The 26,294-nt window shown below is 74.0% G+C and carries 17 protein-coding genes; 5 read left to right on the forward strand and 12 right to left on the reverse strand.

The genetic code is table 11. The features are described 5' to 3' along the window. The first annotated feature begins 521 nt into the window (after positions 1-521). The 4 genes from WMF24_RS27925 to WMF24_RS27940 all read left to right on the forward strand — a co-directional run bounded on the left by WMF24_RS27925 (position 522) and on the right by WMF24_RS27940 (position 3,637). Positions 522-1,124: a hypothetical protein gene (locus WMF24_RS27925; protein WP_437730447.1), complete on the forward strand. Its 603-nt coding sequence runs from the start codon at positions 522-524 to the stop codon at positions 1,122-1,124. Between the two features lie 397 nt (positions 1,125-1,521). Further along, positions 1,522-1,998, forward strand: coding sequence for a YsnF/AvaK domain-containing protein (locus tag WMF24_RS27930; protein WP_437730448.1), 477 nt, complete (start codon positions 1,522-1,524; stop codon positions 1,996-1,998). A 108-nt stretch (positions 1,999-2,106) separates the two neighbouring features. Then, complete coding sequence (locus WMF24_RS27935) at positions 2,107-2,877, forward strand: YsnF/AvaK domain-containing protein (RefSeq protein ID WP_437730449.1); 771 nt, start codon at positions 2,107-2,109, stop codon at positions 2,875-2,877. Between the two features lie 85 nt (positions 2,878-2,962). Next, entirely contained in the window at positions 2,963-3,637 is a 675-nt protein-coding gene (locus WMF24_RS27940; RefSeq protein WP_437730450.1) for a hypothetical protein, read from the forward strand. A 74-nt stretch (positions 3,638-3,711) separates the two neighbouring features. On the opposite strand, the gene WMF24_RS27945 is transcribed toward WMF24_RS27940, so the two are convergent. The 10 genes from WMF24_RS27945 to WMF24_RS27990 all read right to left on the reverse strand — a co-directional run bounded on the left by WMF24_RS27945 (position 3,712) and on the right by WMF24_RS27990 (position 20,159). After that, positions 3,712-5,223, reverse strand: coding sequence for a pyruvate kinase (locus WMF24_RS27945; RefSeq protein WP_437730451.1), 1,512 nt, complete (start codon positions 5,221-5,223; stop codon positions 3,712-3,714). 63 nt (positions 5,224-5,286) lie between these two features. After that, the gene (locus WMF24_RS27950) at positions 5,287-7,809 is read right to left on the reverse strand and encodes a SpoIIE family protein phosphatase (RefSeq protein ID WP_437730452.1); all 2,523 of its coding nucleotides are present in this window, start codon (positions 7,807-7,809) and stop codon (positions 5,287-5,289) included. Between the two features lie 16 nt (positions 7,810-7,825). Continuing rightward, entirely contained in the window at positions 7,826-8,203 is a 378-nt protein-coding gene (locus tag WMF24_RS27955) for a hypothetical protein (protein WP_437730453.1), read from the reverse strand. A 349-nt stretch (positions 8,204-8,552) separates the two neighbouring features. Then, the gene (locus WMF24_RS27960) at positions 8,553-11,048 is read right to left on the reverse strand and encodes a SpoIIE family protein phosphatase (RefSeq protein ID WP_437730454.1); all 2,496 of its coding nucleotides are present in this window, start codon (positions 11,046-11,048) and stop codon (positions 8,553-8,555) included. Between the two features lie 17 nt (positions 11,049-11,065). Continuing rightward, positions 11,066-11,443, reverse strand: a complete 378-nt coding sequence (locus tag WMF24_RS27965; RefSeq protein ID WP_437730455.1) for a hypothetical protein — start codon at positions 11,441-11,443, stop codon at positions 11,066-11,068. Further along, positions 11,424-11,879 (reverse strand): hypothetical protein, encoded by a 456-nt coding sequence (locus WMF24_RS27970; RefSeq protein ID WP_437730456.1) that lies wholly within the window; start codon positions 11,877-11,879, stop codon positions 11,424-11,426. The genes WMF24_RS27965 and WMF24_RS27970 overlap by 20 nt, the downstream gene beginning before the upstream one ends. A gap of 138 nt (positions 11,880-12,017) precedes the next feature. Continuing rightward, positions 12,018-14,510, reverse strand: a complete 2,493-nt coding sequence (locus WMF24_RS27975) for a SpoIIE family protein phosphatase (RefSeq protein WP_437730457.1) — start codon at positions 14,508-14,510, stop codon at positions 12,018-12,020. 17 nt (positions 14,511-14,527) lie between these two features. Continuing rightward, positions 14,528-14,905, reverse strand: a complete 378-nt coding sequence (locus WMF24_RS27980) for a hypothetical protein (RefSeq protein WP_437730458.1) — start codon at positions 14,903-14,905, stop codon at positions 14,528-14,530. After that, entirely contained in the window at positions 14,886-15,410 is a 525-nt protein-coding gene (locus tag WMF24_RS27985) for a hypothetical protein (RefSeq protein ID WP_437730459.1), read from the reverse strand. Before WMF24_RS27985 ends, WMF24_RS27980 begins: the two co-directional genes overlap by 20 nt. Positions 15,411-15,515: 105 nt before the next feature. Continuing rightward, positions 15,516-20,159, reverse strand: coding sequence for an nSTAND1 domain-containing NTPase (locus WMF24_RS27990; protein WP_437730460.1), 4,644 nt, complete (start codon positions 20,157-20,159; stop codon positions 15,516-15,518). Positions 20,160-20,302: 143 nt separating this feature from the next. On the opposite strand from WMF24_RS27990, the gene WMF24_RS27995 reads away from it, so the two are divergent. Continuing rightward, complete coding sequence (locus tag WMF24_RS27995) at positions 20,303-20,890, forward strand: Uma2 family endonuclease (RefSeq protein ID WP_437730461.1); 588 nt, start codon at positions 20,303-20,305, stop codon at positions 20,888-20,890. A gap of 264 nt (positions 20,891-21,154) precedes the next feature. On the opposite strand, the gene WMF24_RS28000 is transcribed toward WMF24_RS27995, so the two are convergent. Further along, entirely contained in the window at positions 21,155-22,060 is a 906-nt protein-coding gene (locus tag WMF24_RS28000) for a hypothetical protein (RefSeq protein WP_437730462.1), read from the reverse strand. Beyond that, positions 22,057-26,109, reverse strand: coding sequence for an RHS repeat-associated core domain-containing protein (locus WMF24_RS28005; protein ID WP_437730463.1), 4,053 nt, complete (start codon positions 26,107-26,109; stop codon positions 22,057-22,059). The genes WMF24_RS28000 and WMF24_RS28005 overlap by 4 nt, the downstream gene beginning before the upstream one ends. Positions 26,110-26,294: the final 185 nt, after the last annotated feature.

A 26,294-nucleotide genomic window follows, 5' to 3' on the forward strand; every position in this document is an offset into this window, starting at 1 on the left:
TCGGCTCGCGCCCATAGGTCAACTCGGGTCGGCTCGCCGCTAGTTGACCCGCGTCGGCTCGCCCTCTTCAACCTGGGTCGGGTCGTCCGCGGTCAACCCGGGTCGGGTCGTCGGGGTCGGATCGTCCCAGGTCAACCCAGGTCGGGTCGTCTTCGCTCTTCAACCCGGGTCGGATCGTCCCAGGTCAACCCGGGTCGGGTCGTCCACAGGTCAACCCGGGTCGGGTCGTCTTCGGGTCGGCCAACCTCGGTCCGTAAACCTCGGTCGGGTCGTCGGCCGACCTCGCTCGGGTCCGCCAACCTCGGTCGGGTCGTCGGCCGTCGTCGCTCGGGTCCGCCAACCTCGGTCGGGTCGTCGGCCTTCGGCCCGAGGTTCCGGTTGACGCGGTGCGCTCCTCCCTTAGCATGGAGCGGCATGCGGCAATCCGGCTGCCCCGCGCACCGTCCGAAGCGCTTGTTCGCGCGCGCGGCGCACGGGCCGCGCCCCACCGCCAAGAGACCCCTCCATCCGGCGTGGGTGCGATGAGCCCGCCCGTTCGAGAGCGGCGCCGCCTCGCCGTCGTCCTGTGGGGTGTCCTCGGCGTCGTCGCCGTCCTGATCGAGGCCATCTACCGCCTCGGGACCATGGCAGCCCGCGTCCTGACGACTCACACGTTCACCACGGGCCAGCTCATCCTGCTCATCGCGTGGACGGTCGTGATCGTTTATTTCGAGGGGTACCGGGGCTTTCAGCAGCGCTTCTCGCCGCGCGTCGTCGCGCGCGCGCTTCACCTCGCGGAGCACCGGCGGCCGCTCCACGTGGCTCTGGCGCCGCTCTACTGCATGGCGCTCCTCCACGCGACGCGCCGCCGGCTGATCGCGACCTGGGCTCTCATCGCCGGCATCGTGGCGCTCATCCTGCTCGTGCGGCAGATGTCCCCGCCGTACCGCGCGATCGTCGATGCGGGCGTCGCCCTCGCGCTCGCCTGGGGAACCGTGTCCATCCTCGTCTGCCTCGCGCGCGGGCTCGCCGGCCGCCCGCTCGGCATCGCGCCGGACGTACCGGAAGAGGCGCCCAGACCCGCGGACGATGCGGAGCAGCTCGCCCGCCCGGCCATCCAGGCGGGCGGCCCCTGCGACCCATGATGCGCGGCAGGCAAGCGCGTCGCCCCCGCGGCGCCTGAGGCCCGGAGGGCGAGCGCTCCGCCGGCAGGCGAGCCGCGCTGCGCTGGAGGAGGCGGCGAGCGCGCAGCGCGCCACGCTGCCGCTCTCGACACTCCCGTGATCGCGCGTCGAGGATATGCCCTCATCCAAACCACGTTCTTGTCCCACGTGTGGCCTTCTGGCCATCACCTCCGGTCTCGTACAGCCCGGCGACAGGGCGTCTTGTAAAGACGCCTTCCTACCGCGCGTGTGGCGGGATGCCTCGCGTGGTGAGCGGCGCGCGTAAGCGAGCACGCCTGGCGGCGCGCCTGCGCCCGTGCCCGCGCCTGGCCCGGACCGTGCTCTCCCCCGGGAGCGCTCGCGGAGAGCACTCCAGCGGGTGGCCAACTGCGCTCCGACGAGCGCGCACCGGGGCATCGTGCAGAACTCCAGCAGCCGACAAGGACCCTCCGAGACGAAGGCGGACATCACCGACGAGCTCATCGTGCCCGTCGTCGCGCAGGAGCTGGAGGTGAAGAAGCGTACCGTCGAGTCCGGACGCGTCCGCGTCACCAAGGAGGTTCACGAGCGGGTCGAGGCGGTCGAGGAGCCGCTCGCGCGCGAGCGCGTCTTCGTGGAGCGCGTCGCGGTCAATCAGGTGGTGACGGAGGCGCCCGCGACCCGGCAGGAGGGCGACACCTTGATCGTCCCGGTCCTGGAGGAGGTGCTCGTCGTCGAGAAACGCCTGGTGCTCAAGGAAGAGCTCCGTATCACGCGGGTGCGCTCGGTCGAGATGAGCCCGCCGGAGCACGTCACGCTCCGCAGCGAGGACGTGCGCGTCGAGCGCGTGCCCCCGCCCGGGCGCGACGGGAAGTGAACGTGCTTCAGGGCCCGTCGTCGCGGGCCCTGGCCGCAACCCCCACCTCGCGCAGCGCGAGGGGAAAGAATGGCCGGATGAGGCCGTGACACGCATGGAGGTCAGATCATGAACAACAGCGAACGATCCGTATCCCCGTCCCAGCGCTCTCAGCAGCTCGGCAAGTCGCAGCAGGCGACGAGGACGGCCGCCTCGACCGCAAAGACGAGCGAGGTCCGGGCCGACGTCCTGAAGGAGCAGGTCGCCGTCCCCGTGATCGAGGAGGAGCTCCAGGTCGGCAAGCGCGAGGTCAACCGCGGCGGCGTCCGCGTGTCGAGCCGCATGGTCGAGCAGCCGGTCGAGGAGTCCGTCCTGCTGCGCGAGGAGCATGTCCACGTCGAGCGGCACCCCGTGGATCGACCGGTCCAGCCGGCGGCGCTCGACACCTTCCAGGGCGGCACGGTGGAGCTCGTCGAGACCGACGAGGAGGCCGTCATCGCGAAGAAGGCGCGCGTCATCGAGGAGGTCGTCGTCAGCAAGGCGGTGACGCAGAGGGCCGAGCAGATCCGCGAGACGCTGCGCCACACGGAGGTCCAGGTCGAGCCGGTCAGCGCGACCCAGCGCAGCAACGGGATGAGAGGATACGAGCAGTACGACGCCGACTTCCGGCAGCACTACCAGGCCGGCGCCTACGCGAAGCACGGCTATGCCTACGAGCAGGTCGCACCGGCCTACCTGTTCGGCTACCAGCTCGGCACGTCCCAGAACTTCAAGGGACACGACTGGTCGGTCATCGAGACCGAAGCGGGCAAGGCCTGGGAAGAGCGCAACCCCGGCACCTGGGAGCAGATGAAGTCGGCGGTGCGCCACGCCTGGGACAGGGTCACGGGCAAGGTGTGAGGCGCCGCTCCTGAGCGGCGCTGGGCGCGAGAAGGACGGACCCGACGCGGTTGCGCGCGGCGCGCATCCGATCGACCCTCTCCGCGTGCGCACCGCGATCGTGGTCCTGCTCCCGCTGCTCGCGGCCTGCGAGCGCCCGCAGGCCGCGCCGCCGGCGCAGGCCGACGCCGGGGCCCACACCCCCTGGGCGCGCGACCGCGCGGCGCCCCTCGACGACCGCAGCGGAAGCCTCCGGTCGGCCGGGGCGCCGGCGGTGGGCTCGGCCGAGCCGGAGGCGCTCGAGGAGATCCTGGCCGCCGCGCGCCAGGCCCCGCCGATGACGGGCAACGGCGCGACCCTCGCGAAGATCGGCACGAGCACCGGCGTGCCGGAGCCGTCCGCGCGCCCGCCCGAGCCGGCGCCGCAGCCCGCGCCCGCGCCGCGGTCGCGCGTCGAGATCGGCGCGCCCACGGTGCAGGTCGACATGTCGAGCCCCGCCATCGAGAAGGCCGCGCGCGCCCAGCTCTACTGGGACCTCGTACAGCGCTGCCGCGGGCCGGACGGGAAGATCCTGCCGCCCGACGTCATCCGGGTGGAGTTCAACGTCGACGCCGACGGCTACATCGTGGCGCCCACGATCATCGGGAGCGCGTCCGACCCCCGCTACGACGAGGCGGCCACCTGCATGCGGCGGGAGCTGTCCGCCGCCACGTTCCGCGCGCCGGCCGGCGCGCGCGGGCTGCCCACCCGGGTGGACGCGACCGTGCCGTCCGTCGACTGACCCGCGCCGGGCCGCCTTGCCCGCGCGGCGCCGCGTCGCCCAGGAGCGGCGCCCGCTCCGACCCGCGCGGCGGCTCAGTCGAGGCGCGAGACGCTGAGCGGACGCATCAGCGCCCGCTTCTTGTCCTGGTGCTCGTGCATGCGCTGGAGCACGTCGACGACGAAGTCGACGGTCGCCACGATGTTCTCGCCCTGGTTGAGCATCACGCACTCGGCGCGCGAGCTCATCGCCGCGTCCGTCACCTCCCCGCGCGTCGGCACGCCGGTCTTGTTCAGGCTCTCCAGCACCTGCGTCGCCCAGATCGCCGGGACCAGCGCGGCCTCGCAGAGCCACAGGAGCTCCTCCTGCACCTCCGCCAGCCGCACGAACCCCATCTCGACGGCCATGTCGCCGCGCGCGAGCATCACGCCGACGCGCTCGCTGCGCATCGCCGTGAGCAGGAGCCGCGGGAGCTGCCGGAACGCCGCCGTCGTCTCGATCTTGAGCACGAGCCCGAGGTGCGCGGCCCCGCGCGAGGCCAGCTCCGCCTGCAGCCGCTCCACATCGGAAGGAGCCCTTACAAACGAGAGCCCCACCATGTCCGCGCGGCGCGCGATGAAGTCGAGATCCTCGAGATCCTTCGGCGTGAGCGGCGGGATCCCGAGCTCGCTGTCGGGGAAGTTCAGGCCCTTGCCCGGCTTCAGCTTGACCCCGCCCTCGCGCGCGAAATCCACCTCCACGAGCGCGGCGCCGTCGGCCACGAGCTTGACCGTGCCGCCGAGCCGCCCGTCGTCGTAGAACACCCGGTGCCCCGGCCGCAGGTCGTCGACGACCTCCGGGATGGTGCACCCGACCGCGGCCACCTCGTCGGCCCCGGCATCGCGCGCCGCGGCGCGCGCCTTCTTCAGCTCCTTCAGGTCCTTGCACAGCCAGAGCTGCGGCTTCCCGCCCGACGCGGGGATCGCCACGCGCGCCGGGCCCCCGGCGATCTTGCTCACGCGCGGGTTCGGCCCCGCGATGTCGCACAGGACCCTGCACGCGAACCCGGTCTCTCGCGACGCGCTCCGGAGCCGCTCGATGAGCCCGGCCCACTCGCCAGCGTCCCCCTTCGAGCAGTTGATCCGCGCGACGTCCATGCCCGCCTCGAGCAGCCGCTTCAGGTCGCGCTTCCGCGCGTCCCCGGGCAGCGTCACCATCACCCGCGTCTGGCGCCCCGGCCTCCCCTCGCCGAGCAGCGCCCGCGCGTGATCCTCGAGCGTCGACTCGCCCGAGTCGAACGACGTGGGGTACGCGCCGGGGGGCCGCGTCCCCGGGCGCCCCGCGAGCGCGTCGAGCGCGCGAAGCACGGCGTCGAGGGACGAGAGCGCGCAGCGCTCCAGCCGGCCCAGGCTGCTCAGGCCCAGCGAGGCGAGCTGCCGCTGGAGATCCCGGATGTCGCGCTGCCGTACGGCGAGGTAGTGGAGCAGGTTCGTCGCGCCCGCCCTGTGCGTCGGGTGCGCCGCGTCGATCAGCCCCCGGTAACGCTCCTCGTGCTCGACGGCGCTCCCGCGCAGCGCCCCGACGGCGGTGAGCGCTTGCTCGATGAGCTGCGGATCAGGGTGGGTCATGGCGCGATCTCCGGGGTGGGCGCGGATGCTCGCACCCGCCGCCGCGCGCCGCAACGCCGGGCGCTACGCGGGCGCGCGGTACCGCGCCACGACGACCGTGATGTCGTCGTCCGGGCTCGGACACCAGCCCTCGACCTCCCTCAGGATCCGGTCGCGGATCGCCTCGACCGGCGCCGCCTGCGCGGCCTCGATCGCGGCGCAGAGCCGCTCGAGGCCGAACTGCTCGCGGTGCGCGTTGCGCGCCTCGGTCACGCCGTCGCTGTAGAGCACGAGGACGTCGCCGTCCTCGAGGACGAGCTCGGCGTCCCGCGTCATCGCCTCGATGGCGGGCAGCACGCCGATCCAGACGCCGGTGCTGGGGATGCACACGCACCGCCGCGTGCGCGCGGAGCACACGATGATGTCATCGTGCGCCCCCGCGAACGTCACGCGGCCCGAGCGCTCGTACCGGAGGAGCATCAGCGTCGCGTGCTCGTCCCGCTTCAGCCGGCCGCGGACGTTCTTGTAGATCGCCTTGTTGAGCGCGGCGACGAGCTCGCCCGGGCTGGCGCCCGGATCCCGGCTGGTCAGCGCCGAGACCATGCTCTGGATCATCAGCATCACGAGCCCCGCCGCGAGCCCGTGCCCCGCGACGTCGCCGATCCCCAGCCACCCGCCCCCGGGCGTCGCGATGACGTCGTAGTAGTCGCCGCCGACCTCCGCCGCCGGCGTCATGGCCGCGCAGAGCTCGAGCCCCTCCACGTCGAGCTGCTCCGGCACCAGCGTCGTCTGGATGCGCGCCGCGACGGCGCTCTCCTCGCGCCCCCGCTCCTGCTCCAGCCGCTCGCGCAGCTCCACCTGCCGGACCATCTCCCGGTGCAGCGCCACCGTCTTGAGCGCCGAGCCGACGTGGAGGCGCAGCGCGTCGTACGCCACCTCGTTCACGCCCGTGTTGAGCGCCATGACCCCGTACTCCTCCGCGTCGCCGAACGTCAGCGGCATCACGACCACGCTCCTGCGCTCGCCCGAGCTGAGGAACCCGGGGGGCGCGAGGAGGTGGGCAGGGAAGCTGTCCGCGGGCGGCTCCACCTCGCGGCCGTCCTCCATCAGGAAGAGCGTCTTCAGGGTGGCGTGGTCCGGGTCGTCGTAGAGCGAGACGGCGACGCGCGTGAAGTGGAGCCTCGGCATCTCCGAGGCCAGCATGCGCTTGAAGAGCGGCAGGCTGAGGCACGTCGAGAACCACCGGCCGCTCCAGCTCAGGTCGATCGCGGCGTGCTCGACGTCGAGGCGCTGCCGCCCCTCGGCGCGCACGGACGCGCGCGCGATGAGGACGCGGGACGCGTGCCAGAGCTGCTCGAGCCCGTCGCCCGCCGCGGCACCGGCCGGATCGTCCGGCCGGCGGATCCGCGCGCGCAGCAGCGTGATCGCGCCCTGGAACACGTCGAGGAACACCCCGTCGCCCCCGGCGGCCTCGAGCACGCGCTCCAGCGCGTGAAGGAAGCGCCCCTCGCGCCCCGCGAGCTCCTCCTCCAGCGCCGACAGGAGCTCGCCGGTCCAGCCGTCGAACGAGGCGGCCGGGATGCCCACGGCCTGCTCGATCGCGCGCTCCAGCTCCCCCCGCCCGCCCGCGAGCGCGCTCGCCGCGGCGCGCGGCGGGGCGCTCGCCGGGGCGCGCGGCGGGGCGCTCACGGCGGCGCGCGGAGGGGCGCTCGCCAGCGGCCGCCCGGCGGCGAGCGCCTGGTACGCGCAGCCGCAGGACTCGCGCCGCGTGAGCTCGATCGGCTGCACGCTGCGCAGGGGCACCGGCGCGCCGTCGAGCATGCGCAGCACGGTCTCGAGCGCGATCTCCCCCATCCGCTTGATCGGCTGGCGCACGGTGGTCAGCGACGGCTTCGTGTAGCGCGCCACGCCGACGTCGTCGAAGCCGCACACGAGGACGTCCCCGGGCACGCTCCGGCCCTGCGCCTTCAGGAGATCGATCGCGCCGAGGGCCATGTTGTCGTTGGCGGCGACCACGGCGTCGAGCTCGACCCCGCGGTCCAGGATCTCGGCCATCGCGCCGCGGCCGCTGTCGATGGTGAAGTCGCCGCTCGCGATGAGGCGCTCGTCCCAGGGGAGCGCGCGCGCGGCGAGCGCCTTGCGGTACGCGTCGAGGCGCAGCCTCGCCTCGCCGTTGTTCGTCGGGCCGCCGATGTACGCGACGCGCCGGCAGGCGTGGTCGTCGAGCAGGTGGCCGGCCGCGAGCTCGATGCCGAGCGCGTTGTCGACGAGGATGCTGGGGATGCCCTCCAGCGGGATCCCGATGCTGCACATGGGCAGCGGCGCGTAGCCCCGGCAGAAGCGCTCCATGCCCTCGACGCCGATGTGATTGCAGAGCGTCGCCGACGCGATCAGGACGCCCTCCACCGCCTCGGCGCCGACGAGGTGGTAGACGCCGTTCTGGATGGACTCCGAGGCGCCCTGGCCGGTGAGCGTCTCCCCGACCGTGATCACGAGGTTGACGTCGTGGATCCCGGCGGCGTGCTCCACCCCGATCCGCACCGCGGACTGGTACTCGCCACGCACGTAATCCATCAGGAGGGCGATCGTACGGCGCTTCTTCGTCATTCCTGCGGCTCTCGGGTCAGACGTCGGCGATCGAGACGGAATCGGGCGACATGCGCTCGAGCGCCGTCAGGCTCCGTCGTTGCCAGCCGAGCCGCGCGTCCGTGATGAACTGGACCTTGCACTTCATCCCCTGCCCCGCGACCGCGAAGATGAAGCTGATGAACGCCTTCAGACAGCTCGAGTTCAGGAAATAAAGCGCCCTCACGTCGAACTCGACGAGGTTGATGGAGAGGCGCATCACCTCCGCCTGGAGGGCCTTCAGGCAGATGCCGAGCGACGGCGCCGCCGCCATGTCGCCCGTCCCGCTGAGCTTGATGCTGAGGGTGTCGTCCCTCAGGGCCGGCTCGATCCCGAAGCTGTCCGTGACGACAGGCTCAACCCTCAAGCTGCTCATCTACCCTCCACCTCCGCAAACGGCGCCCGCGCGACGATCGTCGGATCGCTCCCGCCGTTCCAGTGATCCACGCCGCGCCCGCCGCCTGCGCACCCCCGCACAAGGCCGAGCCCCGAGCGTCGCGACACCGCGGTAACCATCCGTTTACACGAGAGAAACGCGCTGTACGAGAGCGGTGACGCGTTCTGGGTCGGTTCGGAAGCTAACACACCTTGCCTCAGGGTACGTGGTTCTCGAACTGGAGCCAATCCCCCTCGCCTGACGTACGACATGTGGGCGTTCGCGCAGACAGTGCGGACAGCCGAGCGGGGCGGAGCCGCGCGCCGTCCGCAGCCGCGCGCGGGGGCGATCAGGTCCGGCGGAGGGCGCGGTGCCTCGCAACGACCAGGGTGATGTCGTCGTCGGGGCTCGCGCACCAGCCCGCGACGTCCCGCAGGATCCGATCGCGGATGGCAGAGACGGACGAGGACTGGACGGCCTCGATCGTGGAGCAGAGCCGCTCGAGCCCGAACTGCTCGTGGTGCGCGTTGCGCGCCTCGGTCACGCCGTCGCTGTAGAGCACGAGCAGGTCGCCGTCCTCGAGGACGAACTCGGCGTCTCGCGTCATCGCCTCGATGGAGGGGAGCGCCCCGATCCAGACGCCCGTGCTCGGGATGCAGACGCAGCGGCGCGTGCGCGCGCGGCACACGATGATGTCGTCGTGCGCCCCGGCGAACGTCACGCGCCCGCTCCGCTCGTACCGGAGGAGCAGCAGCGTCGCGTGCTCGTCCCGCTGCAGGCGGCTGCGGACGTTGTCGTACACCGCCGCGTTGACCGCCGAGAGCACCTTGCCGGGGCTCGCGCCCGGGTCCCTGCGCGTCAGCGCGGAGACCATGCTCTGGATCATCAGCATCACGAGGCCCGCCGCGAGCCCGTGGCCCGCGACGTCGCCGATGCCGAGCCAGCCGCCCCCGGCCGTCGGGAGCACGTCGTAGTAGTCGCCGCCCACGTCGGCGGCCGGCCGCATGACGGCGCACAGATCGAGCCCGTCGACGGCGAGCTGCTCGGGGGCCAGCGTCGTCTGGATGCGCGCCGCGACGACGCTCTCCTGGCGGATCTTCTCCTGCTCCAGGCGCTCGCGCAGCTCCACCTGCCGGACCATCTCCCGGTGCAGCTCCGCGGCCTTGACCGCGGAGCCGAGCTGGAGGCGGAGCGAGTCGTAGACGAGCTCGTTCGCGCCGTTGTCGAGCACGGCGACGCCGAACTTCTCGGCGTCGCCGAACGCGACAGGGAGCGCGATGAGGGTCTTGCGCTCCGGCGTGTCCAGGAAGCCAGGGGGCGCGAGCAGGCGCGCCGGGAAGCTCACCTCCGGCACCTCCACCGCGCGGCCGTCCTCCATCAGGAAGAGCGGCTTCATGGTGGCCCGCTCCGGGTCGTCGTCGTCGTAGAGCGAGACGGCGGCGCGGGTGAGCTCGAGGCCCGGCAGCGTCGACGTCATGACGCGCCTCAGGACCGGCAAGCTGAGGCAGGTCGAGAAGCTCCGCGCGCTCCAGCTCAGGTAGAGCGACGCGAGCTCCACGCTGAGCCGCTTCTCACCCTCGGTGCGCACCGACGCGCTCCCGACGACGATGCGCGCCGCGTGCCAGATCCGCTCGAGCGCGTCGTGGAGCTCCGCGTCCGCGCCGTCCTCGTACGGCCGGCGGAGCCGCTCGCGCAGCACCGTGATCGCGCCCTGGAAGTGCTCGACGATCGCGCCCTCGCGCCGCGCCGCGTCGAGGATGGCCTCGAGCGTGCGAAGGAAGCGGCCCGCGCCCGCGTCTGCCCCCGAGAGCTCCTCCTCCAGCGCCGAGAGGAGCTTGCCGGGCCAGCCGTCGATCAGGCGGGTCGGGATCATCACGCTCCTCCGGAGCGCGCGCTCCAGCGACTCGCGCTGGCCGGCGAGGTGGAGCGCGCCGCCGCGCGTGAGCGGGCCCGGGGGCACGAGCGAGGCGCTCGCCTGCGCGCCGCACCCGCACGACTCGCGGCACGTGAGCTCCACCCCGAGGAGCGTCGTCTCGTCGATGTGCTCGCCGTCGAGCATGCGCATCACCACGTCCGTGGCGATGGCCCCGAGCCGCTTGATGGGCTGGCGGACGGTGGTCAAGGACGGCCTGGAGAAGCGCGCGATCGCGGCGTCGTCGAAGCCGGCGATGAGGAGGTCGTCCGGGACGCGGAGCCCCCGCTCGGAGAGCTCCTCCATCGCCCCGAGCGCCATCTTGTCGTTGGCCGCGACGAGGGCGTCGATGTCGACCCCGCGCTCCAGGATCTCGCGCATGGCGGTGCGCCCCGAGTCGATGGTGAACGCGCCGAACGCGAAGAGGCGCTCGTCGGGCGGGAGAGATCGCTGCGCGAGCGCCCTCCAGTAGGCGTCGGCGCGCGCCTTCGCCTCCTCGTTGTTGGCCGGCCCGCCGATGTACGCGACGCGCTGGCGGCCGTGGACGTCGACCATGTGGCCGACCGCGAGCTCGATCCCGAAGGCGTTGTCCACGATGACGCTCGGGATCCCCTGGATGGCCATCCCGATGCTGAAGACGGGCAGCGGCGGATAGGCCCGGAAGAACTCGCGCATGCCCTCCACGCCGACGTGGTGGCAGAGCGTGGCGGCGGCGACGATGACGCCGTCGACCGTCTCGGAGCCGATGAGGTGATAGATGCTGTTCTGCGCCGACGCGGCCGTCCCGGGGAGGGCGAGCGTCTCGCCGAAGGCGATGAGGAGATTCACGTCGTGCGCCTCGGCGGCGCGCTCGACCCCGAAGCGCAGGTCGGACTGGTAGTCCCCTCCCACGTAGTCCATCAGGAGGGCGATCGTCCGGCGCTTCTTCGTCATGGCCTGCGGCTCTGGGCTCAGGTGTCGGCGATCGAGACGAGCTCGGGCGACATGCGCTCGAGCGCCGTCAGGCTCCGACGCTGCCAGCCGAGCCGCGCGTCGGTCACGAACTGGACCTTGCACCGGAGCCCGTGGCCCGCGAGGCCGCAGATGAAGCTGATGAACGCCTTCAGGCAGCTCGAGTTCAGGAAGTAGAGGGCCCTCACGTCGAACTCGACGGCGCTGACGCGCAGGCGCACCGCCTCCCACTGCAGGTCCTTGAGGATGCTGCCAAGCGGCGCGGCCGCCGCCATGTCGCCCGTCCCGGTGAGCCTCACGCTGAGGGTGTCTTCCCTCAGCGCCGGCTCTATCCCGAAGCTCTCCGTGACGACGGGCTCAACCCTCAAGCTGCTCATCTACCCTCCATCGCCCGACCGGCGCGTGCGCGATGATCGTGAGCTCGTTGCCCTCGATCTTGTAATCCACGTCGAGCCCTCCCTCGGCCCGCACCCGCGCGAGGCCGAGCCCCGACACCCCCTCCAGCGTGGCCGTCTCGATGATGAGATCGTCGTAATGTTTCACCGGATCAGGCGCCGTCTTGAGCTCGAGGAGCCGCCGCTCCACCTCGCGCAGCCGCTCCGGAGACGCCTCGTTGCGCGCGCAGATCTTCATGATGCACGCGCTCTCGCCCTCCTCGACGGCGAGCTCGAGGCTGACCCTGGGCCCGCTGGAATATTTGATGATGTTCTCGGCGAGCTCGTGCGCGGCCATGTAGAACCTCGAGCTCACATTCGCGTCGTCCAGCACCATGCTGCAGAAGCTGGACACCAGCCGAAGCACGCTGTTGGCCATCCGCTCGGTCGGAAAGAACGTGATACACAAGAAAAGTGAGCCGTTCTGACTCGGTTCGGACACTGACACGATTGGATCAGCGTACGGCTTTCTCGATCCGGATCCAATCCCTTCTGCGCGCCGGACGGAACGCGGCGCTCATGTAGGAGAGCCGGCGGTCACGGGAGACAAGGAGCGCTGCGCGCTGTACCTCGCGACGACGACCGTGATGTCGTCATCGGGGCTCGGGCACCAGGCGTCGACGTCGCGGAGGATGCGGTCGCGGATCGCCTCGACGGGCGCGGCCTGGGCCGACTCGATCGCAGCGCAGAGCCGCTCGAGGCCGAACTGCTCGCGGTGCGGATTTCGGGCTTCGGTGACACCGTCGCTGTACAGTACGAGCACGTCTCCGTCCTCCAGGTGGAACTCGGCGTCTCGCGTCATCGCGTCGATGACGGGCAGCGCGCCGATCCAGACGCCGGAGCTCTGGATGCACACGCAACGCCGCGTGCGGGCGCGACAGACGATGATGTCGTCGTGCGCCCCCGCGAACGTCACGCGTCCAGAGCGCTCGTACCGTAACAGCAGCAGCGTCGCGTGCTCATCCCGCTTCAGGCGGCTGCGCACGTTGTCGTACACCGCCGCGTTGACGGCGGAGACGAGCTCGCCCGGGCTGGCTTCCGGATCGCTGCGCGTCAGGGCCGAGATCATGCTCTGGATCATCAGCATCACGAGCCCCGCCGCGAGCCCGTGGCCCGCGACGTCGCCGATGCCGAGCCAGCCGCCCCCGGCCGTCGCGAGGACATCGTAGTAGTCGCCGCCCACCTCCGCGGCGGGCCTCATGACGGCGCAGATGTCGAGGCCCTCGATCGAGAGCTGCGGCGGCACGAGCGTCGTCTGGATGCGCGCCGCGACGACGCTCTCCTGACGCACCTTCTCCTGCTCCAGCCGCTCGCGCAGCTCGACCTGACGCACGACCTCCCAGTGCAGCGCCGCGGCCTTGACTGCGGAGCCGATCTGGAGGCGCAGCGCGTCGTACACGAGCTCGTTGGCGCCGCTGTTGAGCACCGCGACGCCGAACTTCTCCGTGTCGCCGAACGCGACGGGGAGCGCGACCACGCTCCAGCGCTCGCCCTCGCGCAAGAACCCCGGCGGCGCGAGGCCGCGCGCGGGGAAGCGGACCGCGGGGGGCTCGACCTCCGCGGCGCCCTCCATGAGGAAGAGGGGCTTCATCATGGCGCGGTGCGCGTCGTCGTAGAGCGAGACGGCGACGCGCGAGAACTGCATCCTCGGCAGCTCGGACGCCATCATGCGCCGCAGGATGGGCAGGCTCAGGCAGGTCGAGAAGCTCCGCGCGCTCCAGCTCAGGTAAAGGGAGGCGAGCTCGACGTGGAGCCGCTTCTGCCCCTCGGCGCGCACCGACGCGCTGCCGATGAGGATGCGCGCGGCGTGCCAGATCCGCTCGAGGGCCTCGCGCAGCGCGGCGTCGCGCCGCTCGCCGGGCCCGGGCTGGAACCGATCGCGGAGCAGCGTGATCACGCCCTGGAAGTGCTCGAGGATCGCGCCCTCGCGCCCGGCTGCGTCGAGCAGCGCCTCGAGCGCGCGCAGGAAGCGGCCGTCCCGGCCCGCGAGCTCCTCCTCCAGCGCCGACAGGAGCTCGCCGGCCCAGCCGTGGAGCGAGCCGGCCGGGATCGCGACGCTCTTCTCGAGCTGGCGCTCCAGGTCGCCCCGCTGAGCGGCGGGCGGGAGCGCGGCGCGCCGCCCGGCGCGCGCGGCCTCGGCCTGGTAGCCGCAGCCGCAGGACTCGCGCAGCGTGAGCTCGACAGGGAAGTGGCTGCGCTCCGCGACGGTGGCGCCGTCGATCATGCGCAGGATCGTGTCGACGGCGCGCGCGCCGAGCCGCTTGATGGGCTGGCGGACGGTGGTCAAGGACGGCTTGGCGAAGCGCGCGATGACCGCGTCGTCGAAGCCGCACACGAGGACGTCCCTCGGGACGCTCAGGCCGCGCGACTCGAGCAGCTCGATCGCCCCGAGGGCCATGTTGTCGTTGGCGGCGACCACGGCGTCGAGCTCGACCCCGCGCTCCAGGATCTCGCGCATCGCGGCGCGGCCGGTGTCGATGGTGAACGCGCCGGACGCGGCGAGGCGCTCGTCGCGCGGCAGCGATCGGGCCTCGAGCGCCCGCCAGTAGGCCCTGGCGCGCACCTCGGCCTCCTCGTTGCTGGCCGGCCCGCCGATGTACGCGACGCGCCGGCGCCCGTGATCGTCGACCATGTGCCCGACGGAGATGTCGATCCCGAGGGCGTTGTCGACGACGAGGCTCGGGACGCCCTCGATCGCCATCCCGACGCTGCAGACGGGCAGCGGCGCGTAGGAGCGGCAAAACCGCTGCATGCCCTCGATGCCCACGTGATGACAGAGGGTCGTCGAGGCGACGATGATGCCGTCGACCGTCTCGGAGCCGATGAGGTGATAGATGCTGTTCTGCGCCGACGCGGCGTTGCCGGGGACGTCGAGCGTCTCGCCGAAGGCGACGAGGAGGTTGACGTCGTGCGTCTCGGCGGCGCGCTCGACCCCGAAGCGCACCTCGGACTGGTACTCGCCTCGTACGTAGTCCATCAGGAGGGCGATCGTCCGGCGCTTCGTCGTCATGGCCTGCGGCTCTGGGCTCAGGTCTCCGTGATCGAGACGACGTCCGGCGACATGCGCTCGAGCGCCGTCAGGCTCCGCCGCTGCCAGCCGAGCCGCGCGTCGGTCACGAACTGGACCTTGCACCGGAGCCCCTGGCCCGCGAGGCCGCAGATGAAGCTGATGAACGCCTTCAGGCAGCTCGAGTTCAGGAAATAAAGATTCCTCACATCGAACTCGATGGCGCCCACGCGCAGGCGCGCCGCCTCGGCGTGGAGGTCCTTGAGGAAGGTGCCGAGCGGCGCGACCGCCGCCATGTCGCCCGTGCCGGTGAGCCTCACGCCGAGGGTGTCTTCCCTCAGCGCCGGCTCTATCCCGAAGCTCTCCGTGACGACGGGCTCAACCCTCAAGCTGCTCATCTACCCTCCACCTCCCGACCGGCGCGTGCGCGATGATCGTGAGCTCGTTTCCCTCGATCTTGTAGTCCACGTCGAGCCCTCCCTCGGCCCGCACCCGCGCGAGGCCGAGCCCCGACACCCCCTCCAGCATCGCGGTCTCACAGATGAGATCATCGTAGTGCTTCACCGGATCGGTCGCCGTCTTGAGCTCGAGCAGGCGCCGCTCCACCTCGCGCAGCTGCTCCGGAGACGCCTCGTTCCGCGCGCGGATCTTCATGACACAGGAGCTCTCGCCCTCCTCCAGCGCGAGCTCTAGGCTGACGCGGGGGCCGGCCGAATACTTGGTGATGTTCTCGGCCAGCTCGTGCGCTGCCATGTAGAACCTCGAGCTCACGTTCGCGTCGTCCAGCACCATGCCGCAGAAGCTGGACACCAGCCGGAGCACCGCTGTGGCCAGCCGCTCGCTCGGGAAGAACGTGATGCACAGGAACAGTGAGGCATTCTGACACGGTTCGGGCGCTGACACGATTCCAGCAGCGTACGGCGTTTTCCAGCCGGATCCAATCCCCTCGCCCCCGCGCGCCGCGCAGGTGAGCGGGCGCCTTACAATGTCGCGACAGCCGCGCTGAGCTCACTGGCGCGCGACGAGCCGCTTGCCCTCGGCCCTCAGGTTCGACACGGCCTCTCCCACGCGCCGCGCGAGCGGCAGCCCGCGGGGGACGACGAGGCCGCTCGGCCCGCCCACGCGGCCGAACGCCCACGAGAGCACCGAGCCCTCGGCGTCCCAGGGGGCGAGCCGCTCGCGGCCCTCGGAGGGCATGGCGCCGACGATCTCGCGCCGGTCGAGATCGAGCACGGCGAGCCGGTCGGCCGACGAGAGCAGCAGGGTCCTGCCGTCGGGCGCGGCGGCGATGTCCTCCCACTCGGCCCCTGTCACGCCGTCCAGCACCCGCTCGGCGACGCCGGCGCGGCGGACCACGACGACGCCCGTCGCGTCGGCGAAGGCGACGTCGCCCGGCGCGGGGCCGTCCGCGATCGCCGTCGCGCGCGGCGTGGCGTAACCGAGGACGCGCACCTCGCCGCGCGCCTCGTCGACGCGCGCCACCGCGCCCGAGCTGAACGCGAGGAGCAGCCCGGGGCCGACGTCGCCGCGCGCGGGGCTCGGGCGCGCCTCGTAGACGTACCCGTCGGTGACCGCGATCGTGCGCGACGAGAGGTCGCCGAGCGACGTGGCGATCAGGTTGCCGTCGAGCTCCTGCGTGAACAGCGTCCGGCAGGCCGCGTCGACGCCGAGCACGAACCCGGGCGCCCTCGGCACGGCCAGGGCGAGCTCGCCGGTCGCCGCGTCGAACAGCGTCCAGGCGCCCTCGTCGCGGCGGTACGAGAGGAGGCGGCCGTCGTCGCAGGCGCGCAGCAGCTGCCCCCGCCGCGCGGCGGTGCGGCGCCGCGTGGCGTCGCTGTAGAGGCGCACCTCGCCGCCGAGCTGGACGGCGACCGCGCCGCCCGCGCGGAGCACCGCGGCGGCCGAGGCGCTCGCGTCGCGGATCTCCGGGCCGCCCTGCGGATCGAGGCCCTCGAACCGGAGGAGGCGATCGGCGGCGGGCGGGCCGGGGCTGAACAGGACGAGGTCGCGGGTGAGCACGCGGCGGTCGGGGAGCCGCCACGCGCCGAGGAGGACGTGCGGGCCGACGTGGCGCCCGGCGATGTCGGACGCCTCGGCGCGCGCGCGCAGCGTGCGCGGGGCGCGCGCGGCGGGGGGCGGCTCGCACGGCGGGCCCTCGGGCGGCGGGTCGGTCGCGGCGCGCCCGCCCTCGCGGAGGTAGTGCCAGGCGCCGCCGGCGCCGCCGCCGCCGCAGACGGCGAGGTCGAGCCCGCCGGCGTCCCAGCGGGCCGAGGCGGGCGCAGGGTCGGTGTCGAGCTCGAACAGCGGCGCGTCGGGCCGGTCGAGGGCGTAGATCGACGTCCTGCCCTGCTGGACGAGCGCGATCGCGGGGTCGCGCGGGCTGAACCGCCCGAGCACGGCGGGGGCGGCGAGGGTGATCGCGGCGGCGGCCGGCGCGCCGGCGTCGGCGCCCGGCGCCCAGAGCAGCGCGCGGCGCCCGAGCACCGCCGCGACGCGGGCGCCGTCGGGGGAGACGCCGAGCACGTTGCCGCGGAACGGGTGCCTGTCGACGGCGCCCTCGCCCGCGCCGCGGCGCAGGTCCCAGCGCGCGACGCCGCCGTCCGTCGCGCAGGCGAGGACGGGCGCCGCCTCGGCCGCGTGTACGGCGCTGCTGCAGCGCACCGGCGCGACGGCGGCCAGCGCGACGGTGCCGCCCTCCCGCAGCCGGAAGACGCGGACCTCGCCGGTGACCGAGCGCGTGGCGAGCGCCGTGTCGAACGCGAAGGGCACGCGCTCGACGTGCGGGGCGTCGTGCGGCCGGAGGGCGAGCACGCGCGGGGCCCCGACGCGCGCCACGGTGTCCGGATCGGCGTCGAGGGGGACGTCGTCGATGACCTGCGGGTCGGGCGGGCGCAGGTCGGCGACGAGCAGGGCGCCGCCGGGGCCGCCGGCGACGACCCAGCGGTCGTCCCACGGGAGCGCCGGGCCGACGACGCTGTCGACGGTGAGGAAGTGCGCGCGCGGCAGGTCGAGGACCGCCGTCGCGAGGTCGAGCGGCAGCGCGGCGTCGTCGGCGCGCCGCGCGAGGGCCGCGGTGATCCACGCGGCGCGGTGGTACGGGTCCTCGGCGCGGCGCGCCCTGCCGGTGAGCTCGGCGAGGTCGGCGCGCTCCTCGGCCGCGCGGCGCGCCGCCTCGGCGCTGGCCTGGCGCGCGGCGACCCAGCGCTCCGCGGCGAAGGCGGCGCCGACCGCGAGGCCGAGCGCCGCGAAGCCGCCGAGCTTCCGGGCGCGCTGGGCGCGGGCGCGCCGGAGGCTCGCGCGCACGAGGGCCTGCTCGCGCCGCGGCAGCCGCGCGACGTCGACGGCGCCGACCTGGTCGAGCAGGTCGCGCCGCAGGAGGAAGTCGGGGTGCTCGCCGGAGCGGTCCCACACGTCGGCGGCCTCGCGGAGCCGCTCGAGCAGGATGAGCCGGTCCATGTGCCGCGCGCGGATGGACGCGAGGTGGGGCCAGCTCGACGCGAGCGCCTCGTGGGCGAGCTCGACGGCGCCGTCGCGGCGGCTCAGGAGGCGCGCGCGCTCGAGGGCGTCGAGGACGCGAACGACGTCGGCAGGCGGGGCGGCGACGGCCTCGACGAGCTCGGCCTCGACCCAGCGGACGCGCGAGCCGTCGACGGCGGCGAGGCGGAGCAGCGCCTCGTCGGCGATCGGGAGGGCCTCCGGGGGCAGGGCCGCGACGGCGGCGTCGGCGTGGCGCGCGAGGGCGCCGCGCACGCCGCCGAGCTCCTGCCACGCCTCGCCGCTCAGGGCGTCGCGCGCGTCGCGCGCGCCGCGCGCGAGACGCTCACCCCGCGCCTCCCACCAGTCGGCGAGGGCGAGCGCCACGAACGACAGCGCGGCGCCGCCGCCCCGGAGCTCGCGCTGGACCTCGGCGGCGACCTGGGCGAGGCCGTGGACCTCGACGCCGGCGAGCCGGGCGGGGCCGGCGACGAGGTCCTTCACGGCGGCGGCGGCGGGCAGGCCGACGTAGCGAAGCGCGGCGCGGAGGCCCTCGCCGGCGGGCGTGGCGAGCAGCGCGGCGGCGCGCTCGTCGGCCTCGTCGAGCACGCCGATGAGCCGGAGCCCCCGGCGCGCCTCGCCTGTCGCGAGCGCGGCGACGAGGGCGGCGAGGCGCCCGGCGCCGAGGGGGGCGATGGGGTCGACGACGAGCGCGACGCCGACGGCGGACGCCATGCAGTGGCGGGCGAGCGCGTCGACGTCGGCGGCCTCGAGGTCCGGCGAGACGGCGGCGAGGGCGCTGGCGAGCGCGGCGTCGGGGTCGTCGCCGGGCGTGAGGCGCGCCTCGATCCAGTCGTCCTTGTGGTCGGCGTGGCGGCGCGCAAGGTGGGGCACGAGGCCGGCGGAGGCGAGCGAGGATTTGCCGGCGCCGCGCGGGCCCTGGAGGACGATGCACGGCTCGAACTCGAGCTCGCGCCCGAGGCGCGCCGTGTCGTCGTCGCGCGCGAACAGGAGGCCCTCGTCGGTGGACGAGAGGGGGGCGAGGCCGCGGTACGGGCGGTCGGGGACGCCGTGGGGGCGCTCCCAGACCTCGTCGAGGAGCTGCTTCAGGCGACCCGGGGCGACCCGGCGGTGGGCGGGGTCGACGGAGAGCAGGCGCGTGAGCAGGGCGACGAGGCCGCGCGGGAGGCGCGCGGGGTCGCGCCCGAGGTCGCGCATGGCGCCGCGCAGGGTGGCGCCGCGGAGCTCGGTCCACCAGGCGGTGACGCTCGCGGGGTCGGAGCAGTCCTCGGGCTCGTCGGCGACGTCGTGCGGGAGGCGGCCGGTCGTGAGCTGGGCGATGCAGACGGCGAGCGCGTAGGCGTCGGTGGCGGCGGTGGGCTCGGCCATCTCGAGCACCTCGGGGGCCATGAAGCCCGGGGTGCCGATGACGTTGCGCGCGGCGGCGGGGCTGTCGGCGCCGGCGAAGGCGCGGCGGGTGGAGGCGTAGACGTCGCGCTCGGCGAGGAAGGCGGTGCCGTGCTCGCCGGCGGCGGGGCCGCTGCCGGGGCCGCCGAGGCCGGCGGTCTGGGGCGCGCCGGGGACGCGCGAGGCGGGGCCGGCCGGCGGGGCGCCGGCGCGCCGGGAGATGCCGAAGTCGAGGACCTTGAGGGCGCCGTCCTGCGTGAGGAACAGGTTGGCGGGCTTGAGGTCGAGGTGGACGACGCCGCGCGCGTGGATGACGTCGAGCGCGCCGGCGACGTCGCGGGCCCAGGCGACGACGCGGCGCCAGGGGATGCGGCGCCGGTAACGGATCAGGTCGGCGAGGTTCCTGCCCTCGAGGAGCTCCATCGAGACGAACGGGGTCCTCGGGGCGCCGTGGAGGATGCCGGCGGCGTAGATCGTGACGAGCGAGGGGTGGCGGAACGAGGCGAGGAGCTTGGCCTCGTCGGCCCAGTCCGCGGCGTTCGCGAAGTCGGAGCAGAGGAGCTTGAGGGCGACGTCGCGGAACGGGGCGCCGTCGGGCAAGAGCTCCTCGGCGCGCCAGACGTCGCCGAAGCCGCCGCGGCCGAGGCGCATGCGCAGCCGGTAGCGGCGGTCGAGCACGTCGCCCGGCGCGTGGCCGAGGGCGCCCGGGGGGAGCGGCACGACGCCGGGGTCGCGGGAGGAGCTGCCCTCGTCGACGATCGTGCGATCCATCGCGAGGACGACGGTATCACCGGCGCGGGGAGAGGTGGACGGTCTCGCCGCGCAGTGCGCGGCCCGGCGGCCCCACGCTGGCCCGCGGCGGCTCGCCTGGCTGCGCGTGGACATCTCCAGTCCGGCGCGCGACACTGTCGCGCATGGGCGTGGCGGCACCGCGGCGGAAGCTCTCGCCAGGGGAGTATCTCGAGCTCGAGCGCGCATCGGAGGTGAGGCACGAGTACGCCGGCGGCGAGATCTTCGCGATGTCCGGCGGCACGTTCGAGCACAGCGCCATCGCCGCGAACATCGGCCGGCTGCTCGGCAATGCGCTGGGCGAGCGCGGGTGCATGGCGCTGAACTCCGACATGCGCATCAAGATCCCCTCCGCGGATCGCTACGTCTACCCGGACGGCTCGGTCGTCTGCGGCCGCCCCGAGTTCGAGGATGATCGGCGCGACACGCTCCTGAATCCGGTGCTCGTGCTCGAGGTCCTCTCCGATTCGAGCGAGGCGTACGATCGCGGCGACAAGTTTGCGCACTACCAGACCGTGGCGTCGATCCGAGAGGTCGTCCTGGCGTCGCAGAAGGCGCCTCGCGTCGAGGTCTTCGCGCGCCAGGCCGACGGGAGCTGGGTGCTCCGGGTCTACGGTCCAGGCGATCGCGCTGCGCTGTCGTCGGTGGGGTGCGACATCGTCGTGGACGAGGTGTACCGGGGCGTGCTCGAGGCCACCAGCACGGGGCGCTGAGGCCGCCTCGCGCTCGCGCGCACGAGGGCTGGCCCCGGAGCGCCTCCCAGGGGTAGCACGCCCCCGTGACATCGGATCGTTCAGGCCGTCATTCACCGGCCGGAGCGCCGCCGGCGGGCGCTCGCTCCGCGGCCGGGGCCCCGCTCCCTCCTGCGGCGCGGGAGCTCACCGTGTTCACCGGCGATGCGGTCGTGGTCCACGCCCTGCTGCCGGGCGGCTCCGTCTCGGTCTGCCGTCTGCCCTCTCGCGTGCGCGAGGGCCCTCTCACCGGAACGGCCACGGCTCGCCGACGCTCCGCGAGGCGATGCGGTAATCGCCGGGCTCGCCCCACACAGCGACCTCGCGGTCGGAGGCGTTGCGCCCCAGCGCGAAGGTGAACGACAGCACCGGCCGCTGCCCGGCGCGCGGCCGCCGCTGCGGCCCCGACCAGCGCACCTCGAGGTTCGTCGCGAGCGCCGCCTCCAGGGCCGCGACCGCCTCGTCCGCGTCGGTGGTGGTGACCCGGGTGCCCACGAAGAACCCGGGGGTGTCCTGCTCCACGATGTGCAGGTGATCGCGCAGCCACGCGGCCCCGTGCGCCCCCGACGCGGGCGGAAACGGCGGCGCGTAGAAGGGCTCGGCGATCGCGGCGCCGACGAGGCCGGCGACGCTGATGTGGTGCCACTGCAGGCGCTCCGGCTCGGGCGGCCAGGGCTCCGTCTCCAGCTCGATCGCGAGCGCCTCGAGGTACTGCGCGGGCGCGTCGAACGCCGGCGCCACGCCCGCGCCCTCCGTGTCGACCAGGTAGATCGTGCCGCCCGCGCCGATCCAGACCGACGGGTACCCCTTCGCGACGACCGGGAGCAGCACCTCCCCGCCCGCCCGCGGCAGCTTCTCCGGCCCGAGCGGCCGCCCGCCCTCGAGCGCCCTGAGCGCGGCGAACACGCCGAGCCGCTTGTCCGGCGGGATCGGCGTCCCCCCGGCGAGGCCCTCGAGCTCGAGCGCGGCCTCGTACGCGGGCAGCCCGCGCGCCTCGAGCATGGCCCGCAGCGCGTCGGGGGTCGCCGTGTGCCCGGGGTCGCGCCGCAGATCGAGCTCCTGGAAGACCTCGACGGCGTGCCGGCTCAGCCGCTTGCGCGCGCTGTCGGAGAGCCGCATCGGACGGCCGCTGCTCCCGTGTGCCTTGCTCATCTCCGTCGCTCCCGCCGGCGCTGCTGCCGCATGCCCTGCGCCCAGCGCGGGTCGGGCGGCGTGCTCCTCAGCGAGTCTGTCCCGGTCTCGCTGCTCGCGCCCGGCTGCACGACGCGCTGCCGCGGCGCGCCCCAGCGATCGCGCAGGTTCTGGAGGAGCTGGGAGCAGTTCGGGCACGGCGCGCGCGGCGTCCCGTCCGGGTGCTGCGCCTCGATCGACGTGATGTCGCGGAGGCAACGCTGGATCCGCCGGCGATCGCGCGGGTTGTTCGGGTCGAGCGGGCGGCCGTTGTTGTTCTGGCGCTCCCAGTTGCGGATGTACTCGCTCAGCGCGCCGGGCTCTGCGCAGGTCTCCGGGCTGCGCCGCTCGGCCGGATAGAACGGCTCGCCGCGGAGGTCGACCGGCGGCGGCAGCGCCGCGGCGACGACGGGGTGCAGCACCGGATCGCCGCTCCGGCCCGCGGCGCTGGCGCCGCGGCCGCGCACGCCGTGCCCGGACACGTTGCACAGCACCGGGGTGAGCCCCTCGGGATCGGCGACACGGAAGGGCTGGCCGCGGGCGTACTCGAACGCGCTCAGCCCGCCGGCGATCCCCAGCGGGTCGGGGCTCAGGTACAGACCGACCGCGGCGTCGTAGAAGCGGTAGCGGTTGTACGTGAGCCCGGTCTCGTGATCGCTGTACTGGCCGGGGTAACGCCACGGGGTCGGGGCCGGGGCGCCGGGCGGGGCGTCGAGCGCGCCCCACACGCTCGGCCGGAGGCGCGCGAGCACCTCGCCGGCGTCCGAGAGCAGGAGCGACGGCGCGCCGCCGGCGCCGAGCGCGTAGTGGACCCACCGGCGGCCCTCCGCGTCGCCGCCCGGCCCGTCCCGGTGCGCGAGCGGCCCCTCGCCCTGCTCGCCCCAGAGGTACTCGCGCGCGCCAACGACGCGCCGCTGGCCCCGGGCGATCTCTTCCGTGATCTCCTGGAGCACGTCATCGCCATCCCAGACGAAGCGGGTCTCGATCACGCCGCCGTCGGCGCGGCGCACGCGCTTGAGCAGCCGGCGCGCGGACGTGTCGTAGACGTTCTCGACGCGGGTCCCGTCCGGCAGCGCCACGGCGGCGAGCAGCCCGCGGCCGCTCCAGGCGTACGTGACGCGCGCGCCCGTGGCCGCGTCGGTGCGCGCCGTGCGCCGCGCCTCCGCGTCGTGCTCGTACGCGACGTCGCCCCGCGAGAGCAGCACCCCGCCCGGGCCGTACCGGCGGGCCGGCGCGCCGTCCCCCGCCTCCAGCAGGCGCCCGCCGCCGCCGTGCGCGAACCGCTCGGCCGGCGCGTGCGTCGACACCCGGGCGAGGATGCGCCCCGCCGGATCGTGCTCGAAGCGCGTCCGCTCGCCGCCCGTCGCGACGTGCTCCACGAGGTCGCCTCCCGGCGCGTGCGCGAAGCCCTCGGCGTACGTCGTGCCCGGCGGCAGCGGCCCGACCCAGTCCGGCTCGGGCGCTCGCGCGGCCGCGGGCCCGAGCACGCGGCGCTCGACGAGCGCGCCGATGCCGTCGTACCGGCAGAGCACACGGCCCCCGCCCGGGAGCTCGCGCAGCAGCTCCCGCCCGAAGGCGTCGTGGGTGCGCTCGATGGCGGCGCCGGGGGCGACGATCCGCCGGGCGCGGCCCATCAGGTCGCGCTCGTAGCGCGCCTCGTACCCCGTCGAGGTCCGGAGCGCCGTGCGGCGCCCGGCCGCGTCGTACGCGCTCTCGACGACGATCGTCCGTCCCTCGCAGGTCTGGGCCTCGCGCACGAGGTTGCCGCGCTCGTCGTACGTGAACTCGCAGCGGGTCGCCTCGGTCTCCGCGCAGACCAGGCGGCCCACCGGGTCGTAGCTGAAGGCGTCGAAGGTGTCGTCGGCGTGGACGCGCCGGACGACCCTGCCGCACGGATCCCGCTCGATCTCGGTCGCCTCGCCAGCGGCGCCCTGGATGCGCTGGAGCCGGCCTGCCGCGTCGAGGCGGTAGCGGCGCTCGCGCCCGTCGAAGAAGCGCTCCGCCACGACCCGACCGGCCGCGTCGCGCTCGATGCGGTGCACCTCGCCGCGCTCGTTCACCACCTCGACGAGCTGGCACTCCCGGTCGTACCGGAGGCGGGTGAGCTCGCCGTTCGGCTTGCGCAGCTCGTGCACCAGGTTGTACCCGCCCCACGCGAGCTCGTACGCGCCGCCGTCGGGCCCGCGGTAGCGCGTGATCCGCCCGTCCTCGTCGCGCTCGATCGCGACCTGCGCGCCGCCCGGAAAGCGCAGCCCCCAGAGCGCGCCGCGCTCGTCGTAGTGGAAGCTGGTCCTGTGGCCCTCCTCGTCCGTGACGGCGACGACCCGCCCCACGTCGTCGTACTCCATGCGGCGCGGCTTGCCGTGCGGCTCGACCAGCTCGACGAGGTTGCCCTCGGCGTCGTGGCGGAACAGGGTGACGCCGCCGTCGGGCAGCACGGCGCTGACGCGCAACCCCCGGTCGTCGTAGGTGAAGCGCAGGAGCTCGCCGAGCGCGTCCCGGGCTCCGAGCAGGTTCGCGGCGCCGTCGTAGCTGTACTGGCAGACGACGCCGAGCGCGTCGGTGGCCTCGACGACGTTGCCCTGCGGGTCGTGGCGGTGCTCGACGCGCGCGCCCGCGGGGTCGACGACAGCGACGATCCGCCCCGCCGCGTCGCGCTCGTAGAGCGTGCGCGCGCCGGTCGGATCGCTGTAGCCGACGAGGTCGCCGCGCCCGTCGTACGTGGCGCCCTCGACCCAGACGCCGGCGGCGAGGTCGATCTTGCCGAAGGCGTTCCTGTCGAAGCGCCGCGCCTGCCGGGAGTCGTACACGACGGTGAAGTCGTCGGCGTACTCGAGGCGGCAGTGGAGCATGCCGCGCGCGGTCGTCTGGCCGTCCGCGAGAACGGTCGGGCTCCCCTCGACGAGGGCCGGATCGCGCGCGCCGGGGTGCGCGCACCAGGTCTCGGTGCACCGGCCCTGCTCGTCGTAGCGGTAGAACACGCGCAGCCCCGACGGGGAGGCCTGCTCGACGAGGCGGTGCTCGTCGTACGTGTAGCGGACGCTCCGGCCGACGGCGTCCGTGGCCGCGATGAGGTCGCCGCGCTCGTCGTAGGCGTAGGTCCGCCAGCGCACGGCGCGGCCGCGCGCGGTGATGAGCTCGAACGCCTCGATGCGCCCGTCCGGATGGCGGCGGACCCGCACGGTGCGGCCGACGCTGTCGCGCAGCGCCTCGAGCACGTCGCCCTTGTAGGCGAGGTCGATGCGGTTGCCGGCGCGGTCGACGACAGCGGCGAGCCGGTGGCGGTCGCGGGACGCAGCCGAGGGCTCGAAGAGGTAGACGAGGCCGTCGCCGCCGGTGACAAGGAAGCCCTCCTCATCGCGGCGGAGGCGGCCGCCGCTGTTGAGCGCTACCTCGCCGCCGTGCGCCGGGATGTCGCGATGGGACGCGGCGCCGCTCGGCGCGTGAACGACGAGCGTGCGCCGCCGGAGCTCGATCTCCCACGCGAGCGAGTGGGTCCACCCGGCGCCGAGGCCGACGTCGCGCTCGCGGGCGAAGGACGAGTAGCTGCGGCGCAGCTCGAAGACCAGCGGCCCGGTCAGCACCAGGTCGGTCTGGGGGAGCGTGTAGACCCGCCCCGTCGCCGGGTCGACGGGGTCGCCGGCGTGCGTGCCGCCGTTGCCGCCGTGCGCCGGGTTCATGCAGCCGCCGCCGCTCCCTGGCCCGCAGCTGCTCGCGCCCGGGCCGCCGCCGTTCGCGCCGTTGCCCCCGTTGTTCCCGCCAGCGCCCTGGCTGGCGCCGCTTCCATGGCCGCCCTTGCCGCCGCGGCCTCCGCCCGCGCCGCCCCCGCCCATGATGAAGACGCCCGGGTTCATTCCAGGGATCGCCGGGATGTTCGGAACCGGGGCGGTGCGTGCCATGGCAGGCAGAGTATCGCCTGGAGCATTCTGGACACACCAGCCGAGGACGATGACGAGGACGAGCCCGAGGGTGTCCGGGAGGGGGATGACCACCTCCGGCGCAGCCCACGACGTGGCGGGAAGGTGGTTCACCACCTCCAGCGATGCTCGGCGCGCTGCCGGGCCGGTGCTCGGCCACCTCCGGCGCAGCCCACGACGTGGCGGGAAGGTGGTTCACCACCTCCAGCGAAGCTCGGCGCGCTGCCGGGCCGGTCCTCGACCACCTCCGGCGGAGTCCGGAGTGTAAGCTGGAGCGTGGTCCACCACCCCCGGCGAAG

It is taken from the genome of Sorangium sp. So ce1335 (genome assembly GCF_051521615.1).
Taxonomy (GTDB): domain Bacteria; phylum Myxococcota_A; class Polyangia; order Polyangiales; family Polyangiaceae; genus Sorangium.

What these genes read in the sequence shown, in the direction of transcription:
- WMF24_RS27925 (WP_437730447.1), top strand. Translation starts at nt 522, where the DNA reads ATGAGCCCGCCCGTTCGAGAGCGGCGCCGCCTCGCCGTCGTCCTGTGG.
- WMF24_RS27935 (WP_437730449.1), top strand. Translation starts at nt 2,107, where the DNA reads ATGAACAACAGCGAACGATCCGTATCCCCGTCCCAGCGCTCTCAGCAG.
- WMF24_RS27945 (WP_437730451.1), bottom strand. Translation starts at nt 5,223, where the DNA reads ATGACCCACCCTGATCCGCAGCTCATCGAGCAAGCGCTCACCGCCGTC.
- WMF24_RS27950 (WP_437730452.1), bottom strand. Translation starts at nt 7,809, where the DNA reads ATGACGAAGAAGCGCCGTACGATCGCCCTCCTGATGGATTACGTGCGT.
- WMF24_RS27955 (WP_437730453.1), bottom strand. Translation starts at nt 8,203, where the DNA reads ATGAGCAGCTTGAGGGTTGAGCCTGTCGTCACGGACAGCTTCGGGATC.
- WMF24_RS27960 (WP_437730454.1), bottom strand. Translation starts at nt 11,048, where the DNA reads ATGACGAAGAAGCGCCGGACGATCGCCCTCCTGATGGACTACGTGGGA.
- WMF24_RS27965 (WP_437730455.1), bottom strand. Translation starts at nt 11,443, where the DNA reads ATGAGCAGCTTGAGGGTTGAGCCCGTCGTCACGGAGAGCTTCGGGATA.
- WMF24_RS27970 (WP_437730456.1), bottom strand. Translation starts at nt 11,879, where the DNA reads ATGGCCAACAGCGTGCTTCGGCTGGTGTCCAGCTTCTGCAGCATGGTG.
- WMF24_RS27975 (WP_437730457.1), bottom strand. Translation starts at nt 14,510, where the DNA reads ATGACGACGAAGCGCCGGACGATCGCCCTCCTGATGGACTACGTACGA.
- WMF24_RS27980 (WP_437730458.1), bottom strand. Translation starts at nt 14,905, where the DNA reads ATGAGCAGCTTGAGGGTTGAGCCCGTCGTCACGGAGAGCTTCGGGATA.
- WMF24_RS27990 (WP_437730460.1), bottom strand. Translation starts at nt 20,159, where the DNA reads ATGGATCGCACGATCGTCGACGAGGGCAGCTCCTCCCGCGACCCCGGC.
- WMF24_RS27995 (WP_437730461.1), top strand. Translation starts at nt 20,303, where the DNA reads ATGGGCGTGGCGGCACCGCGGCGGAAGCTCTCGCCAGGGGAGTATCTC.
- WMF24_RS28000 (WP_437730462.1), bottom strand. Translation starts at nt 22,060, where the DNA reads ATGAGCAAGGCACACGGGAGCAGCGGCCGTCCGATGCGGCTCTCCGAC.